This is a genomic window from Kitasatospora sp. NPDC034023 (genome assembly GCF_055575795.1).
In genome coordinates this window covers 23,367-40,097 of sequence record NZ_JBVIRY010000058.1, presented here as the reverse complement: position 1 = coordinate 40,097, position 16,731 = coordinate 23,367, and the positions used below count along the sequence as shown (strand labels likewise).

14 protein-coding genes are annotated in these 16,731 nt (G+C 72.8%); 4 read left to right on the top strand and 10 right to left on the bottom strand.

Annotated elements, in window-relative coordinates; all coding sequences use genetic code 11:
• Positions 1-100: 100 nt before the first annotated feature.
• A complete protein-coding gene (locus ACZ52R_RS40580) occupies positions 101-385 on the top strand; it encodes a hypothetical protein (protein ID WP_465755288.1) in 285 nt (94 codons plus the stop codon).
• Between the two features lie 288 nt (positions 386-673).
• Here the strand turns inward: ACZ52R_RS40580 and ACZ52R_RS40575 are convergent, their stop codons facing one another.
• The gene (locus ACZ52R_RS40575) at positions 674-979 is read right to left on the bottom strand and encodes a hypothetical protein (RefSeq protein ID WP_465625596.1); all 306 of its coding nucleotides are present in this window, start codon (positions 977-979) and stop codon (positions 674-676) included.
• Positions 980-1,554: 575 nt separating this feature from the next.
• On the opposite strand from ACZ52R_RS40575, the gene ACZ52R_RS40570 reads away from it, so the two are divergent.
• Together ACZ52R_RS40570 and ACZ52R_RS40565 are read left to right on the top strand one after the other, a co-directional pair.
• Positions 1,555-1,836 (top strand): hypothetical protein, encoded by a 282-nt coding sequence (locus ACZ52R_RS40570; protein WP_465625598.1) that lies wholly within the window; start codon positions 1,555-1,557, stop codon positions 1,834-1,836.
• On the top strand, positions 1,833-2,123 hold the full coding sequence (locus ACZ52R_RS40565; protein ID WP_465625600.1) for a hypothetical protein: 291 nt from the start codon (positions 1,833-1,835) through the stop codon (positions 2,121-2,123). Before ACZ52R_RS40570 ends, ACZ52R_RS40565 begins: the two co-directional genes overlap by 4 nt.
• A gap of 97 nt (positions 2,124-2,220) precedes the next feature.
• Here ACZ52R_RS40565 and ACZ52R_RS40560 read toward each other — a convergent pair whose 3' ends face one another.
• The 7 genes from ACZ52R_RS40560 to ACZ52R_RS40530 form a co-directional block, all read right to left on the bottom strand.
• Positions 2,221-2,355, bottom strand: coding sequence for a hypothetical protein (locus tag ACZ52R_RS40560; protein ID WP_465625602.1), 135 nt, complete (start codon positions 2,353-2,355; stop codon positions 2,221-2,223).
• A 305-nt stretch (positions 2,356-2,660) separates the two neighbouring features.
• A complete protein-coding gene (locus ACZ52R_RS40555) occupies positions 2,661-3,611 on the bottom strand; it encodes a hypothetical protein (protein ID WP_465665521.1) in 951 nt (316 codons plus the stop codon).
• Positions 3,608-4,750 (bottom strand): Mu transposase domain-containing protein, encoded by a 1,143-nt coding sequence (locus ACZ52R_RS40550; RefSeq protein ID WP_465625606.1) that lies wholly within the window; start codon positions 4,748-4,750, stop codon positions 3,608-3,610. The genes ACZ52R_RS40555 and ACZ52R_RS40550 overlap by 4 nt, the downstream gene beginning before the upstream one ends.
• A 379-nt stretch (positions 4,751-5,129) precedes the next feature.
• Positions 5,130-5,552, bottom strand: coding sequence for an ATP-binding protein (locus tag ACZ52R_RS40545; RefSeq protein ID WP_465625608.1), 423 nt, complete (start codon positions 5,550-5,552; stop codon positions 5,130-5,132).
• A gap of 89 nt (positions 5,553-5,641) precedes the next feature.
• Positions 5,642-12,151, bottom strand: a complete 6,510-nt coding sequence (locus ACZ52R_RS40540; RefSeq protein ID WP_465755287.1) for an SDR family NAD(P)-dependent oxidoreductase — start codon at positions 12,149-12,151, stop codon at positions 5,642-5,644.
• Positions 12,152-12,230: 79 nt separating this feature from the next.
• Positions 12,231-13,505 carry a beta-ketoacyl synthase N-terminal-like domain-containing protein gene (locus ACZ52R_RS40535; RefSeq protein ID WP_465625655.1) on the bottom strand — a complete coding sequence of 425 codons (1,275 nt, stop codon included), beginning with the start codon at positions 13,503-13,505 and terminating at the stop codon, positions 12,231-12,233.
• Between the two features lie 260 nt (positions 13,506-13,765).
• Positions 13,766-13,975 (bottom strand): DUF5988 family protein, encoded by a 210-nt coding sequence (locus ACZ52R_RS40530; protein ID WP_465625612.1) that lies wholly within the window; start codon positions 13,973-13,975, stop codon positions 13,766-13,768.
• A gap of 632 nt (positions 13,976-14,607) precedes the next feature.
• On the opposite strand from ACZ52R_RS40530, the gene ACZ52R_RS40525 reads away from it, so the two are divergent.
• Positions 14,608-15,108 (top strand): IPT/TIG domain-containing protein, encoded by a 501-nt coding sequence (locus ACZ52R_RS40525; protein ID WP_188302620.1) that lies wholly within the window; start codon positions 14,608-14,610, stop codon positions 15,106-15,108.
• A gap of 157 nt (positions 15,109-15,265) precedes the next feature.
• Here the strand turns inward: ACZ52R_RS40525 and ACZ52R_RS40520 are convergent, their stop codons facing one another.
• Entirely contained in the window at positions 15,266-15,586 is a 321-nt protein-coding gene (locus ACZ52R_RS40520) for a transposase (protein WP_465625615.1), read from the bottom strand.
• A 1-nt stretch (position 15,587) separates the two neighbouring features.
• A complete protein-coding gene (locus tag ACZ52R_RS40515; protein ID WP_465755290.1) occupies positions 15,588-16,565 on the bottom strand; it encodes an IPT/TIG domain-containing protein in 978 nt (325 codons plus the stop codon).
• Positions 16,566-16,731: the final 166 nt, after the last annotated feature.

Sequence of the window (16,731 nt, the reverse complement as noted above, 5' to 3'; positions counted from 1 at the left end):
ACCAGCTACGAAGCCGGCCTGCACCTGTGCGGTGCCGTCATCTGGCTCCGCAGCCTGAGACCCGCATCATGATCCAAACTCAGAACACTCCCTAGAAGGCTTGATCGTCAGCCTCGCCGTCGACCACGCTGGCTACACCGACAACGGCAAGGCCAACCAGGGCGGCGTCGCGATCAAGAGTCTCTACACTCCGGGCGGAAGACCGCCCGCTGCCCTCGGCCAGCCGCTGCCGGAACGCGACGGCGGAGCCATGCTTCAGGGGATCTGGGACATCTCGCACTCGAACGGCTCGCACCCAGGGCTGTCGGACGCGCAGGAGGCGCGTATTCGCATGCAGCTGATCACCGGTCTCGCGCAGTTCCTTCTCCGGCACTTCCCTATCTGAGCGCCGAGGGGGTTGTCGTCCGCGACACATGTTGCGGACAGCAACCCGCTTTTGACCTGCTCGGATCGTCCTTCCTGAACCGCCTACCCCAGGCGAAGGGCAGTGCAGGGCGCAGGCGCAGCGGCCGACGGCGGTGCCGTGGACGGTGCCGTCGTCGCCGGTGACGGGGGGCCGCGTCGGTGGCTCCCTTGGTGCGGGCACAGAAATCGCTCTGGACGAGGTGGTCGACGTCCGCCCCGGCGCGGAGCAGGGCTTAGGCGGCGGCGAAGCGGGCGGCGCGGGTGCTGCTCATGAGGTACCTCCGGGGCCGGGTGTCGGCCGGGCGGCCGCGCCGCTCACCACGGCGCCCCGACCCTGCGGCCCGCCACCACGGCGGCCGCCACCACCGAGGAGGACCTGGTAACCACCCAGCCCGACCACCAGGACGCGGCCGCGCCTCGGCCAGCCACCCTGCACGAGCTGCGCACCGCGCTGTCCCGCTACGGCCTGCCCGGCGACCGCGACCTGTTCGAGCGGGACCTGGCCGCCGCCCTCGACTCCTCCCCGATCGGCGAGCTGGACGCCGTCGCCGAGGTCATCGCCACCTACCGCCACCGCCTCACCCTGCGCACCAGCACCGAGGCCATGGCCTCCCTCGCCGCGCCCATTGGCGGTCAGCAGTGGGCCCCGGCCAACGAGGCCTTCACCCCGCTCTGCGCCGCTGTCGGTGACCCCGGATGCCCTGCTGCCCCGCCCGGGATGAGCTGCAGCCACAACAACGTCGCGGCCTGCGGCAGACTCGGTGGCTGAGCGCGGCGCGCTCCGCTACCGCACCCTGGCCAGCGCCCGGATGCGCTGGACCATCCTTCGTTGCCGCCTGCCCTGCGCCGCCGTCCCGCCGTCAGGGCCGTGGCCGGCCCCGCCGTCGGCCCGTCACCGCACCGGTCACGCCGAAGACGGCGTGACACTGGGCAGTTGCCATCGAGCAGGCGGCTGGTGCACGTGCTGGGCGGGGGTACCTGCCGGATCGGCCTGCACCGGGTGCCCGGCCTGCCCGCCGACTGGGCGGTTGCCACGCCGAACCCGGCGAACCGGCCTGCGAGCGTGAGCGGCCCCGGGTATCGGTCGGCACTGCGGAGGTAGGAGACTGGTACCTGGTCCCGCCCGTACGACAGCCTCTGGAGGAACCGGTGAGCGCAGCGCCCCTGCACGGCCATCACGACGGCCAGCAGCCCATCCCGCGCACCCAGGACGCCGTCGCCGCGGCCCTGCCGCCCGCGCAGCGGATGGAGTTCTACCGGGAGATGGGCGAGGCCAACGACGAGACGATCGGCGGCGTCCTGCGTCGTTGGTGGCTGCGAGCCAGGCTCTACCAGGACGCGGAGGGCGACCGCATCCACGCCGCCGTCCAGGCCGGCACCGCTCCCGGCACCCCCGCTTCGGCGGTCCTGCGCCGACTCGGGGCCCTGTGAGCGACTACACCGAGTTCCCGGACGACGACGACCCGATCACCCTCTCTCCAGCCGTTGAGGAATTCCTTGGCGACCCGGACATCCCCGCCGACGTCTTCTCCGCCGTCGTGGCGTTCATCGTCGACCTGCGCGAACACCCCTTCCCGCACCTGAGCATGCCCGTCCCCGGACGGTCCGGCATGCACTCGGCGCCGCTGCGCCGGGACCTCGGTCTGGTGGAGTACGCGGTGAACGAGAGCGCGGATCCGCCGCAGATCTACGTCTCCCGGATTCTGCGCGCGGACTGAGCGCGCCGCGGAGTCCCGAAGGGAGGGTCTCCGCGACCGTGGTGGGTTGTGCGTCGTCCGGGCGGTGGTCATGGTTCCTACGTGGTGGGTGGTGGGGTCAGCGCATCAAGGGCGTGGCCAGGGCGGCGGACCAGGCCTTGAGCTGCTGGGTCTGCCGGTACAGGACCCGGGTGTTCGCACTCCACTGCAGGAGCGGGTCGAGGGCGGCCCGGACCCGGGGGAGGACTGCCACGGGGTCGGGATGTTCGCAGGGGTACAGCAGGCGCAGCACGGCGGCGGTGCGTTCGCCGATCAGGTGGGCGAGGGTGCGCCGTTGCTTGTCGTCCGAGGTCCTGGCGGGTGGTGACGAGGGCGCGCCAGCGGGCGCGGACGGCGTCGGGTCCGTCGGACCAGCGCGCGGGGAAGGGAAAGTGGAGCTCCCGGCCGGCTCGGGAAGTGGGCCGCGACAGCCGATGCGCGGAACGCGACCGCCGCTGCGGAGCGGATCGGGTCTTCCGCTCCGTCCCTTCGGCTTCTCCTACCCGACCGCCGCCGCCGTCACCGCTGCCCCCAGTCCCACGGGGCCAGCCGGGCGCCGCGCAGGCACGCCACTTGGTGGACCGCCAGGTCGCGGGTCCGGGAGTCGAGGCGGGCGCGGCGCACGGTGTCCATCACGGCGGTGAGCACGACGACGTCCCGCACGACCTGGTAGCCCGACCACGCGCCGATGCGGTCGCAGGGCATCGCGGCGTCGTCGGTGCGGCCGTGCGTGGTGTAGGTGCGGTGGTAGGCCTGCAAGTCGTCGCGGCGGCCGCGCAGCAGCTCGTTGCTCCAGCGCGCGGCGACCAGGTCCCACTCCCGGTGGCCGCGCCACAGCGGTCTGCGCAGCGCCAGCCGCGGGTGCGTCCCGCCGTCGTGGCAGTGAGCGAGTCGTCGGGCGCCGAGGATGACGGTGGGCGGGGTCGGCCAGTCGATGCCTGCCCACTGCGCGCGCAGCCAGGCGGTGCACTCGAACAGGAACCGGCGGGCGGACTCGCTCAGCGGGGTGTCGTCCAGGCCGTCCAGCAGGCCGGCGAACGGGTCGTGGTCCTCCAGCCACAGCGCGGACCCGGGATGGATCCGGTGCACCGCGGCGGTCACCCGGGCGCTCAGTGACTCGTCCCGGCGCCGTTCCCCGGGGTCGTGCCAGAAGGTGACGGCCCGGCCGGCAGCCGTGCGCACGCCGCCGTAGTACGGGGTGACGACGGCCACCCGGTGCTGTTCCAGCAGCTCCGCGCCCCGCACCAGCGCCCATGCCTCGTCCTGACCCGTGTGTACCAGGGCGATCGCGCGCGAGGCGGGCAGCGACCAGACGTCGTGGGGGTGGTCGCTGACCAGCTCGGCGTGCCGGGCGTCGTCGCCGGTGGCCGCGCAGGCCTGGGCCAGGGCCACGTAGGACGCTGTGACGTCCTGTCTGCGGGTGCGGCCGGTGGTCTCGAGCAGCGCGCTGGTGCTCGGTCCGATGCTCACGGAGCGGTCCTCGGGTGCGGAGTCGACGGACACGGTGTCCTGCGGGCTCGCCCCCCGGCGCCGGTGGTCCGGCCGGGCCGTTCCAGGGCGATCGGGCCGTCGTGCCCGGCGACCGTCCGGCCCGCCCCCCTCGGCGCCCTCCGGAAGCAGGCGATGACCGCCCCGCGGGTGGTGGTGATCGACAGGTGGGGTTCGTCCAGCCGTCGGCGGATCCTCACCTCGTTGCCGACGAGACCCGCGGGGAGCAGGTAGAGGTTGCCCTCGAACGGCACGAGTCCGCGGGGGTCGACCCTGCGCTGGACGCAGATACGCGCCGGGAACGGCTTCGAGGGCAGGGGCAGCAGGGCTCGGGTGCGGCAGCCCGACGGCCGGTTCCGGCTGCCCAAGCGCTCGGTCAGGCGGTCGAGGCTGTCCTGGGCCGCCTGCACGCCGGGTTCGCCGGTCGCGGTGTCCCACCAGTGGAGGACGACGGAGCGGTGGGCGCGGACGACCGGGTTGGGCGCTCCCGTCTGCGGGCGGATCGCGATGGAGGCGCCGTAGTGGATCGCGATCTCGTGGAAGACGGCGGTCACCTTGCCGGCCGTCGAGCAGACCGGCGCGGTCCGGTCGAATAACCAGCGCTCGCCGGTGCCGCCGAGGCGGCGCAGCACCTGGTCCAGGGCTTCCACGCAGTGCGGGAGGTCGGTGGTGCCGGCCAGGGCGGCCCGCCAGTGGCCGGATCGCGTGAGCGAGCCCATGAGCAGGTACATCTCTTGCCCGCAGTCCCATTCGACGGGTGGGGCCGGGAGCCGTACCCAGTCGAACTGCACGTCTTCCAGGGGGCCTCGGCCGGGGCTGGCCCTCCCGCGGTGGCGCGGTCCGCGACGCGGCCACATCAGATGCCTGCGCAGGGCGCGGGTGAAGGTCGAGTAGGCGCGGTTGTAGCCCAGCTCGACGATCTCGCCGTGGAGCGTTCTCGCCTGCAGGTGCGGATCGTCGTCGAGGCGCTGCCGGCAGTACGGGACGAACTGCAGGAACTCGTCACGGGTCTCCGCCCGGACCCCTACGGTCCGCTCCCCGTTGAGGTAGGCCGTGACCGTCTTGCGGTCACGGCCCATGCACCGGGCGATCGCCGAGATGGACCAGCCCTGGTGGCGCATGGCGCAAATCTCTCGGTATTCCTCTGCACTCAGCATCCAGACTCCCAGCTATCGGAATTTCGCCGCCGCAAAGCGCCTTGAATTAGCGGCGGCCGCCAGGCATGGTCGAAAAATACAGCATGCGACCGAACCACTCAAGGAGCGGAAACGTTTCTTTCCGGATATGGCGTGGGCAATTTCAGGGAGCATGTTTACCGCCACCCCGACCGGGAACTCCACCCCGGCTCCCAATACAATCACGTACACTTATTGGGGAATTCTGCCGAGCGGCGCGGGAATTGCATATTGAAGGACGCTCGAATCGCGCGCGCCGTGAGGACCGGTGCCGAACCGTTCGTGCGGCGGGCACGGCCGGCGGGGTCCGGGACGGCGCGCGGCCTCACAGCGGCAGTCGGCAGGAAACCGTCTTGGTTCCGTCGACATGGAAACGGTACCCCCACGAGCCGGCGATGCTCTCCACCAGCAGCAGCCCGCGCCCGCCTTCTTGGGAGGCGGTTGCCCGGTACGCCCGGGGAGCAATCGCGGAGCGGTCCCGGATCCCGATCGACAGCCACCGCTGCTCGAGCGCGATGGTCACCCTGATCCGGTGCTCGCTATCGGTGTACCGGATTGCGTTCGTCAGGAGCTCAGAGGTCAGGAGTTCGGCGTCCTCGGTGAGGTGTGCTATATCCCAGAGGCTGAGAATGGCGTTCACGGCACGGCGCACGGGTCCCACGCAGTGGGTCTCCGGCAGGACGAACATGGTGACGCGCCGTCCCCGCGTGTCGTGCGGGCCCGAGCGTGGCGAGTCTGCGAAGGTCATGGCCGTCCCCCGATTCCCTCCCCCGGCAAGGCCGGGATCCCGTGCTTGGCGGTCCGGCAGTGGCTTGGCGCCGGCGGCCCGCAGTGAGCTCATGGGTTCTTCCTCGGCGGTTCGGTGCCGGCGGCGGCGTCCGACGGCCGGGCCGACCGCGGCGAGCGGGGAGCGATGATGTCCGCGGCCCGGGGCGTGGCCCGGCCGGGGGGATCCGGTGGAGCGTCGGCGGTCAGGCTGATGCCGATGTGCTGTGCGAGGCCGTCGGCGAGAGCTGCCAGCGTGGGGTGGCCCGCGACGAAGTCGCCGGCGAGCCTGACGCCGAGGGAGGCCTCCAAGCGGGTGCGCAGTTCGATGCGGAGCAGGGAGTCGAACCCGAGCGCGTTCAGCGGGGTCTGCGGGTCCAGGGTGCTGGCCCCCAGCCGGAGCACGGTGCGGATGTGTCCGGCCAGGTGGTCCTCGAGGACCGTGCGGCGGGCGAGGCCGGGTTCCGCGGCCCGCAGCTCGTCCCGGATGTCGCGCGCCGCATCCTGCCCGGACGCCTGTACGGGGGTGCCGGGTGCCTCGGGCGTGAAGAGGGCGAACAGCGAGGACGCCCGCCCGGCCGGGGGGATCCAGGTGTCCGGCGGGCCCGGGATCACGCCGGTGCGTACACGGCCGTGGGTCAGGAGCGCCGCCAGGGCCTCGAGTCCTTCTGCGGTGGGAATGGTCTGGTAGCCGCGGGCCGCGAAGCCGGTGGCGACCCCGGTTTCGCCCCAGGGCCCCCAGTTCACGGCCAACGTGGGCAGCTCCAGGGCGGTGCGCCAGGTGGCGAACGCGTCGAGCCACGCGTTGGCGGCCGAGTAGGCGCCCTGGCCCGGGTTGCCGAGCAGGGAGGCCATGGAGGAGTACAGGACGAACCAGTCGAGCGGCAGTCCGGTGGTGGCCTCGTGGAGGCGCCAGGCGCCGGTGACCTTGGGATGCCAGACGCGTTCGAGCTGGTCGTCGGTGATGTTGGACACCGCGGCGTCGTCGAGGACCATCGCGGCGTGGACCACGCCGCGCAGTGTCCCGCCGCCCGCGGTGGCCTCGGCCACCAGCTGCTCGGCGACGCCGGGCTGCGCGATGTCTCCGAGCACGACGCTGACGCGGGTCCCCTGTTCGCACAGTCCGGCGAGGACCCGTTCGGTCTCGGCGGAGGGGGACGTGCGTCCGTTGAGGACGAGGTGGGCGGCGCCTCGGCCCGCCAGCCACAGGGCCGTGGCGAGGCCGACGCCGCGCAGGCCGCCCGTGACGACGTAGGCGCCGTCCGCCCGTACCGGCGAGGGCGGGTCGCGCAGTACGGCGGTGGTGTGGCCTTCGCCGGGCACCGTCAGGACCAGTTTGCCGATGTGCCCGGCGCCGGCCATGAGGCGGAAGGCGTCGGAGGCCTGCGCGAGCGGATAGGTCCGGCACGGCAGCGGGGCGAGGGCGCCCTGGCGGAGTTCGGCGAGGACCTCGCCCAGCAGCTCGGCGAAGGTGTCCGGGCGGGTGTCCTGGAGCTCGACGAGGTCGACCGTGCTCATGGTGATGTTGTGCCGTAGCGGTGCGAGACCCAGCGGGGTGTCGGCGAGGATGTCGCGCACACCCAGCTCGATGAACCTGCCGAAGGGGCGCAGCGTCTCCAGTCCGGCCCTGATGGCGGGCCCGGAGAGGGAGTTGAGGACCACGTCGACACCCTCTCCGGCGGTGGCGTCGCGGGTCTGCTCGGCAAAGTCCAGCGAGCGGGAGTCCATGACGTGCCGGATGCCCATCGCGCGCAGGTACTGGCGCCTGTCCTCGCTGCCGGCGGTGGCGAGCACCTCGGCGCCCAGGCGCCGCGCGACCGCGATCGCGGCCAGTCCGGTGCCGCCGGTGGCGCTGTGGATCAGGACGCGCTCGCCGCCGGCGAGCCTGGCGAGGCGGCGCAGTGCGTACCAGGCGGTGAGGTAGGCGACGGGCAGCCCGGCGGCCGTCTCCGCGGGCAGGCCCGCCGGGACGGGGGCGACCGCGGCGGCGGGCAGGGTGGCGAAGGTCGTGAAGAGTCCGCCTCGCACGTCGGCGGCGAGGACGCTGTCGCCGACGCACACGTTCCTGACGCCCGGTCCGACTGCGGTGACCACGCCAGTGGCTTCGAAGCCGATGCGGTAGCCCGCCTCGTCGTCGGTCGCCAGCATGCCCATGGCGGTGAGCACGTCGCGGAAGTTCACGCCCGCGGCGTGGAGGCGCAGTTCGACCTCACCGGGGCCGGGGGCACGCCGTGGTGAGGTGGTCAGGCGCAGGGCGTCGAGGTCGCCGAGCCGCCCCGCGTGGAGCTGGAAGCGGTCGGCGCCGTAGCGCACGGTGCGGGTGACGGCGGCGGCGCGTTCGGTCTCCGACAGGGGGGTGTAGGACAGCCGGGCGATGTGCCGGGTGTCACCGCGCAGGGCGATCTCGTCCTCGGGGGGGTCGGCGAGGAGTTCGGCCGCGAGCCGGTGCAGGCCGGTGTCGGCACGGTCGGCGTCGATGAGGGTCGCCCGCAGCTCCGGGTGTTCGTGCGTCAGGACGCGCACGAGTCCGCGCAGGGCGCTCTGGGCGGGGTCGGCGGGCTGCCCCGGCTCCGGAGCGTGGGCGGACCGGGTGACGGCGAACAGGCGGGCGGGCGTGCCGCGCGCGATCGCGCTCTGTGCGGCGGCGAGCAGGCGGCGGGTGCGGCACAGCGCGATCGCGGCGGCGTCGTCCTCGGGCGCGGACGGCGCGGACAGGAGGACCACGGCGCACGGTGCGGGTGCGGAGTCCCAGTGCCGGGCGATGCTCTGCTTGAGCGGCTGGAGGGCGGCACTGTCGACGGGGACGTCGAGGACGTCGGTGCGGGCTCCGGCGAGCTCGAGGGCGTCCGCCAGTGCCCGGGCGGATCCGTCCGCCTCGCCGATGACGAGCCAGGGGCCCGGGGCGGGCGGTTCGAGGCCCTCCCGGCGCGGCACCGGCTGCCAGCGGGTCTCGAGGAACCACCGGTCGACGGTTTCGTCGGCCTCCGCGCCGCGGCGTACGAAGCGCAGCGCGTCGATCTCGACGAGGGGGTTTCCCGCCTCGTCCAGCAGCCGCACGTCCCCGACGATGGCGTCCGCGGCGGTGTGGGTGAGCCGGGCGTGCGCGTAGCAGGCGTCCTCGGGGGCTGCGAGGATCCGCACGGCGCGCATCCCGACTGGCAGTACCAGGCCGTGGCCCGGTTCGTCGATCAGGCCGGCGACGACGAGTTGGGCGCACAGGTCCAGGAGGACCGGGTGGATCCGCAGGCCGTGGCGGGCGGTGCGTGCCGGGTCCGGCAGCGTCACGCGGGCCCAGAAGCTGTCGCCCTGGGCGCAGGTGCGCAGCTCGGTGATGCCGCTGAAGGCGGGTCCGTGCTCCAGGCCCCGTGCGCGCAGGCTCGCGTAGAGGGCGTGCGGATCCAGGACGACGGGGTGGTCGGCGGCCAGTGCGGCCGCGGGGAGCACCGGTGTCCGGGGGGAGGCGTCGATGCGGCGCAGGACCGCGGTGGCCTGCCGTACCCAGGTCCCGTCCCTGTCGCGGCCGAAGACTTCGCAGTCGGCGCGGTCGGCGCCGGTCAGGGTGACGGTCGTGCCGACGGGCGTGCGGGCGTCGAGGTGCAGCAGCTCGCGGAAGCGGATGTCGGTCGCTTCGACATCGTGCGCGGCGCCGCGGAACACCTCGCCGGCCGCGGTCAGGGCCAGGGCGCAGTAGGCGGCGCCGGGCAGGACCGGCCGGCCGTGGACGCGGTGGTCGGCCATCCAGGGCAGGACGTCGGTGCCGGTGTCGGCGTGCCAGGTGTGGCGGGGCTGGTCGCCGGGCACCTCCGTGTGTGCTCCCGGCAGGGCGGCGGGGGTGCTCTCGGTGTGCGGGGAGGCCGCTGCGGGCGGGGTGGTGTCGGTCCAGTGGGGTCGGCGGTCGAAGGTCAGCGCGGGTACGTCGGCCAGGCGGCCGCCTGCGTAGAGGCGGGACCAGTCGACGCCGACCCCCGCGCAGTGCAGGGCGGCGAGCTGGGTGCGGAAGGTGGTGCGGTCGTCTTCCCCCTTGCGCAGTGTCGGCAGGATCACGGGCTCGTGGAGCAGGCCGGTCAGGCTCTGGGCGAGGGGGCGGGTGACGACGGCGTGCGGCGAGATCTCGAGGTACACCTGGTGGCGGTCGGCGGCGGCCGCGGCCACGGCGGCGCCGAAGCGTACGGGTCGGCGCAGGTTGGCGCACCAGTAGGCGGCGTCGAAGACCGGGGTGTCGCGGGGGTCGTCCAGGACGGTGGTGTAGAAGGGGACGGTCGGCCGGCTGGGGGTGAGCTCGGTGAGCTCGGCGGCGAGGTCCGCGAGCAGCGGGTCGACCTGGGGGCAGTGCGAGGCGACGTCGACGTCGATCAGACGTGCCACGAGTCCGCGGGCCTGCCAGGCGGTGGTCAGGTGCCGGACGGCGGCCGCGGTGCCGGCGACGACGGTCGAGTCGGGGGCGGCGACGACGGCCACCGACACCGTGCCGTCGCCGATGGCGGCGAGGTCGTTCTCGACGGTGGCGCTGTCGAGGCCGACGCTCGCCATGGCGCCGGCTCCGGCGATGCGGGTGAGGAGGGCGGACCGTCGGCAGATGACGCGGACGCCGTCGGCCAGGGTGAGCGCTCCGGCGGTGACGGCGGCCGCGACCTCGCCCATGGAATGGCCGATGACGGCGGCCGGTTCGACCCCGTGGTCGCGCCAGGCGGCGGCCAGGGCGACCTGCAGGGCGAACAGCGCGGGTTGCACGCGGCCGCAGCCGCTGACGTGTTCGCGGTCGCGGACGGCCCGCAGGACGGAGAACCCGGTCTCGGCGTCGATCAGCGCATCGGCTTCGGCCAGGGTCTCGGCGAAGGCCGGCTCGTGGTGGAGCAGGCCGTGCCCCATGCCCTGCCACTGCGAGCCCTGGCCGGAGAACACCCAGACGGGACGGCGGGTGACGCCCGCGCCCACGTGGCCGCGTACGACGCCGGGGTGGGCCCGGCCGGCTTCGAAGGACTGCAGGGCGTGCGCCAGGTCGCGGTGGGAGTCGGCCACCACACCGAGCCGGCCGCGCCCGGGGGAGCGGCGCAGGGCGAGGGTGTGGGCGATGTCGCGCAAGGGGGTGGCGGCTCCCTCGTCCTCCAGCCAGTGGGCCAGGCGCGCGGCGGCGGCGGGCAGTGCGTCCGGGGAGCCGGCGGCGAGGAGGAAGACGTGGGGTGGGGCGGCCTGCGGCCGCGACGGCGGGGCGCCGGCGGGGACGGCGGCCGCGTGTGCGGCGGTGGCGGCGGTGGGAGTGCCGGGGAGGACGACGGTGCGGCGGCGGGCCGGGGCCTGTTCGAGGACCACGTGGGCGTTGGTCCCGGAGAAGCCGAAGGAGGACACCGCGGCCAGTCGCGAGGCCGTCCGGGTGGGCCAGGCGGACAGGCCGGTGGGGACGAACAGGCGGGTGCCCTCGGCGCTGATGGCCGGGTTCCACCGGGTGAAGTGCAGGTTGGGCGGGACGAGCCCGCGCCGGAGGCAGAGCACCGCCTTGATCAGGCCGATGACGCCGGCCGCCGGTTCCAGGTGGCCCACGTTCGTCTTCACCGAACCCAGCGCGCAGCGCCCCTGTCCGGTGCCGTAGACCGCGGCCAGGCTGGAGAACTCGACGGGGTCGCCGACGGGTGTGCCGGTGCCGTGCGTCTCCACCAGGCCCACGTCGCGCGGGTCGGTTCCGGCTCGGGCGAGGGCCTGGCGGTAGAGGGCCTGCTGGGCCCCGGCGGAGGGTGAGGCCAGGACGTCGGAGCGGCCGTCCTGGTTGACCGCCGAGCCGCGGACCAGGGCCAGGACGCGGTCGTCGTCCCGTAGCGCGTCCTCGAGGCGCTTGAGGACGACGACGCCGCAGCCTTCGCCGCGGACGAAGCCGTCCGCGGCCGCGTCGAAGGTCCGGCACCGGCCGGTGGGCGAGAGCATCCCCATGCGGGCGAAGGACATCGTCGTCCTGGCCCCGAGTACGAGGGTGACGCCGCCGGCCAGCGCGAGATCGCACTCGCCGTCGCGCAGGGCCTGGCAGGCCAGGTGGACCGCCACGAGCGAGGACGAGCACGCGGTGTCCAGTGCCACGCAGGGGCCCTGCAGGCCCAGCAGGTAGGAGATGCGCCCCGGGGCGACGCAGTGCCCGTTGGTCAGGACCGCGCCCTCGAGTTCCCGGGGGTGGCCGGCGAGGGACTCCATGTAGTCGGTGTAGCTCAGGCCCGAGAACAGTCCCGTGGAGGTCCCTGCCAGCCGCTCCGGGGGGAGCCCGGCGTGTTCGAGTGCCTCCCACGTCACTTCCAGGAGCAGCCGGTGCTGGGGGTCCAGGACGTCGGCCTCCTTGCCCGAGACCCCGAAGAAGTCGGCGTCGAAGCCGGCGACGTCGCCGAGGTATCCGCCCCACGGCGGTATCGGCCCGGCGGCGTGGGCCGGAGCCGCGGCCATGTGCCCCGCGCGGCCGATCGGCGGTTGGCCGACCGCGTCCCGGCCGGCTTCGAGCAGCCGCCACAGCGCGGCGGGCGAGTCGATGTCGCGGGGAAGCCGGCATCCCATGCCGACGACGGCGATGTGCGCGTCAGCGGCCCTCAGGTTCTCTGTGTGGCCCATCACATGCTCTCCTACGCGCTTGCGCGGACGGGGGTGGGGAGCGCTCGCCGTCCGGCGGTGCGGTCGGCGGATGCCGGGGTCAGTCGACGTCCGAGTTGCCCAGCAGGATCGCGCTCTTGACGCCACCGATCTGGTAGTTGCAGGTGAGCGCGTAGTCGAACTCCAGGTGCCGGGTGCGCAGCCCGGGGACGGGGTCGAAGCAGATGTTGTCGGCCGGCTCCTCGCAGTTCGCGGTGGGGCACACCTCCCCCCGCCCCAGCATCAGGAGGGTCAGGGCGACGCCCAGGGCTCCCGCCGGGGCGCCGTTGTGGCCGAAGCAGGCTTCCTGGGAGGTCATCAGGAGGTCTCCGACGGCGTCGCCGTAGAGCTGTCGGGCGGCGTTCGCCTCGAACGCGGTCACGACGACGTCGCCGTCGCTTCCGCCGTGGATGTAGGGGATCTGGCCGATGTCCCACCGGTCGCCGAGGCACTTGCGGATGGCGGCGACCAGCGAGGCGCCGTTCTCGTCGCTTGCGAGCGGGTTGGACAGGCCGTCGCGGGTCATGCCGTGCGACAGGACCTGGCCGTAGGTGAACGCCCCGCGCTGCTGGGCGTGGTCGCGGCTCTCCAGCACCAGGGTCACCGACCCCTCCCCGTGGTTCACGCAGTCGGCCCGCCGGTCGTAGGGCCTCATGACCCGGTCGAAGGCCGGGAGGAGATCGGGCATGCCGTCGACGCGGATCGTGTCGTAGGCGCGCTGGGCGCCGTGCAGCAGACGCTGGACGTTCTGGATCACGTCCACGCTGAACACGTCCACGCCGGTGACGACGACGAGGTCGGTCTCGCCGTCCGCGATCATGCGGCGGGCGTTGCCGATCTGGACGGCGGAGGACGCGCAACCGCACGACACGGTGAAGCAGGGGCCGCTCGTACGCATCAGCGCCCCTTGGACCAGCGCCACGTCGGAAGGGGTGAGTCCCTGCTGGGCCCTGACGAACAGCTCCATCGCCTGGTGCGGCGAGATGGCGCCCGCGTCGGCGTGCAGGACCTCGAGGTAGCTGGCGACGTTGGCGTCGATGCCCCCGCGCCCGACCAGGACGGCGGCGTCGGTGAGGTCGCCGTCCCCGATGCTCAGTCGGGCGTCCGAGCAGGCTTCCACGAGGGACACCAGCCCGTAACGGTGCGCGTTGGTGTAGTGCTGGGAGAAGATGCCCGGCAGTCCGGGCAGGCGCTCCGCGAACGCCGCGTCCGGCAGATCGACGGAGCCGTAGTAGACACCGTGGTGCTTGAGGCACGAGCGGCCGTTGGAGGCCACGTCCCAGACCTCGCCCGCGGTGAACAGCGGCTGCTCCTCGCCCGGCAGGCAGAACCCCATGCCGGTGACCACGGTGTCCCGCCCGCCGCTGCCGCCTCGCGGGCGCCGGCCGGAGGGCCCGCTCACGACGCGTCCCCACAGGTGCGGGGCTGACGCTCTGTCCGTACTCGTACGGGACGGTCGCTGGTCATTGCTCACCTCGGAGAGTGGGGTGGGGGGTGGGGTGGGGGGTGGGGTGGTGCGGAGCGGCGCCGCGTCGGTGTGCGGCTCCCGGGGCCCGGCGCCGGTGTCGGATGCCGGGCAGGCGGTGGCGGGCGCACCTACTCGGCGATGGCGGTCCGGTACGACCACTGGTAGACGGGCATCAGTACGCCGCCGACGTCCTTGAAGTCCTGCGTGATCTCGAAGTGCTCATAGCCGTTCCCGCGAGGGATCCTCAACCGGATCTCGACGCCCCCGGATTTCACTTCCCGAATCTCAGGAATGTCTCCAGGGCCGCCCTTGAGGAAGACGAGCAGACCGTTGGGCACGACACTCACCTTCCCATTCGGAAACGCAGAAGAATTCTTCGAGACGATCAGACGGCCGGTTGACGGCGTACATCCGGAATACCCCATGGAAAGCCGTTCAACCCAGGAACACCAACAGCGCATGAAGTGAGCCAGGGGCGCACTCGCACCGCAGCCACCGGATCAAGGGGACGCCCCGGAAGCCGTGATGCCGCCCGAACAAAGCCCCGATCCAGAATCACCGGCAAGAATAAGTATGAAAACTGCGCCACGCTCCCCGAGGCGCGCCGCGCCATGAGCATAGCAGCAGGTCAAAGGGATGTACTCGCCGACTTTCGAATACGATCTCCCCAGTTTGCGGGCGCTCCCACCGTGATTCCCTCCCAAATTCTCGAGAACTCCTCGACGGGCGTCCGGGAAGACCCTTGCCAGCGCTCACATAAAATACCCAGTGGCAAGCCTCCGGTCGCTTCCGACTCCGCTCGGTGAGGCGTCGAAAAAGTTGTGCGCCCCCGATCCGGCCTCATGCTCCCACCCTTATCGAATTCCCTATTGCCACCCGATGGAGCCCGAACCTACCGTGAGGAAAACGCCTCCCCGACTCGGCCGCAACGGCCTTGTCAGGCGTTCGGAAGACGGAAAAGAGGAATCCTATGTCCCCGATTCTCCTCGCACTCGTCCCCTCGCAGGGTCCGGCAACCGGGGGTAGCCCCGTGCTCCTCGTCGGCACCGGACTGACCGGGGCCACGGCGGTCCTGTTCGGCGCCACCCCCGCGCTCAGCTACACCGTCCAGTTCGACGGCGCCATCTCGGCCGTCGCCCCGCCCGGGACCGGGACCGTCCCGGTCACGGTGGTCACGCCCTCCGGCACCAGCAACAACCTCAGCTACACCTACCAGCCGCCGACCCCGCCGACCATCCTCGCGCTCGTGCCGCCCATCGGCCTGGCCACGGGCGGTCTGCCCGTCCTCATCGTGGGCCACGGCCTGTCCGGCGCGACATCGGTCCTGTTCGGCGCCACCCCGGCCTCGAACTTCACCGCGCTGGGCGACGGAGCCATCCTGGCCGTCTCGCCGGCCGGAAGCGGAACCGTCCCCGTCACGGTGACCACGCCCGCCGGCACCAGCAACGGCGCCTCCTACACCTACCTGTAGGACGGCGGCCGAACCGCCGGTCCGCGCGCGACATGATCCGGCGGGATGAGAACAGTGAGCTCCGACAGCAGGCGCTGTCGGAGCTCACTGTTTGTCGGACGCTCGGCCATGGGGCGGGGTTCCGATGCCCGCGCCGCTCCCGAGAGTGGCGGCGACCCTAGTGTGATGCGCCACAAATCGCGAGGGTAAGTTCTGCTCTGCCGGCGGATTGATCTTGGTGAGGCAGTCCGCGAGGGACGCGCTCGACCTGGTTGATCCAGGAGGAGCCGGTCGGCGTGAAGTGGACGTGGAAGCGCGGGTTCCTGGCCGGCCATGTCCTGATCTCGGCGGTGTTGTGGGTGGCGTAGTTGTCGCCCACCAGGTGCACGTCGAGTTCGCGGGGCACGGCCTTGTCTATCGTGGCCAGGAGCTTCTTGAACTCGATGGCCCGGTGGCGGCGGTGCAGTTCACCGAGGACGGTGCCATCGGCGATGTTCACACTAGATCGCCGGTGCGGCGGTGTAGGTGTAGGCGAGGCCGTTGCTGGTGCCGCCGGGGGTGGTCACGGTCACCTGCACCGTGCCCGAGCCCGCGGGCGCCGTGGCGACCAGGCTGCTGTCCGACACGGCGGTGAAGGCGGCCGGCGCGGACCCGAAGGCGACCGCGGTGGCAGCGCCCAGCCCGCTGCCCGTCAGCGTGACCGTGTTCCCGCCCGAAGTCGGCCCCGCCCCGGGAACCACGCTCACCAGCTGGGGAACGGGAAGGTAGGTGAACGCCACACCGTTGCTGGTGCCGCCGGGCGTCGTCACGGTCACCTGCACCGTGCCCGACCCCGCCGGAACCGTCGCGGTGATCTGCGTCGCCGACACCACCGTGAACGACGAGGCGTTGACGGCACCGAACCGCACCGCCGTCACCCCCAGCAGATTGCTTCCGGTGACGGTGACGGTGGTTCCGCCGCTGACGGGGCCTTCGCCGGGGACCACAGCGGTGAGCTGGGGGTTGCTCAGGTAGAAGTAGGGCACGGGGAGGCTGGTTCCGCCGGCCGTGGTGACGGTGACGCCGGACGGCCCCGGCCCCCCGGTCGGCACGGTCGCGGTGATCTGCGTCGCCGACACCACCGTGAACGACGAGGCGTTGACGGCACCGAACCGCACCGCCGTCGCCCCCGTGAACCCGCTCCCCGTCAGCGTGACCGTGTTCCCGCCCGAAGTCGGCCCCTGGGCCGGGACGATCGTGGCCACCACCGGTACGGCGGTGTAGGTGTAGGCGAGGCCGTTGCTGGTGCCGCCGGGGGTGGTCACGGTCACCTGCACCGTGCCCGAGCCCGCGGGCGCCGTGGCGACCAGGCTGCTGTCCGACACGGCGGTGAAGGCGGCCGGCGCGGACCCGAAGGCGACCGCGGTGGCAGCGCCCAGCCCGCTGCCCGTCAGCGTGACCGTGTTCCCGCCCGAAGTCGGCCCCGCCCCGGGAACCACGCTCACCAGCTGGGGAACGGGAAGGTACGTGAACGCCACACCGTTGCTGGTGCCGCCGGGCGTCGTCACGGTCACCTGCACCGTGCCCGACCCCGCCGGAACCGTCGCGGTGATCTGCGTCGCCGACACCACCGTGAACGACGAGGCGTTGACGGCACCGAACCGC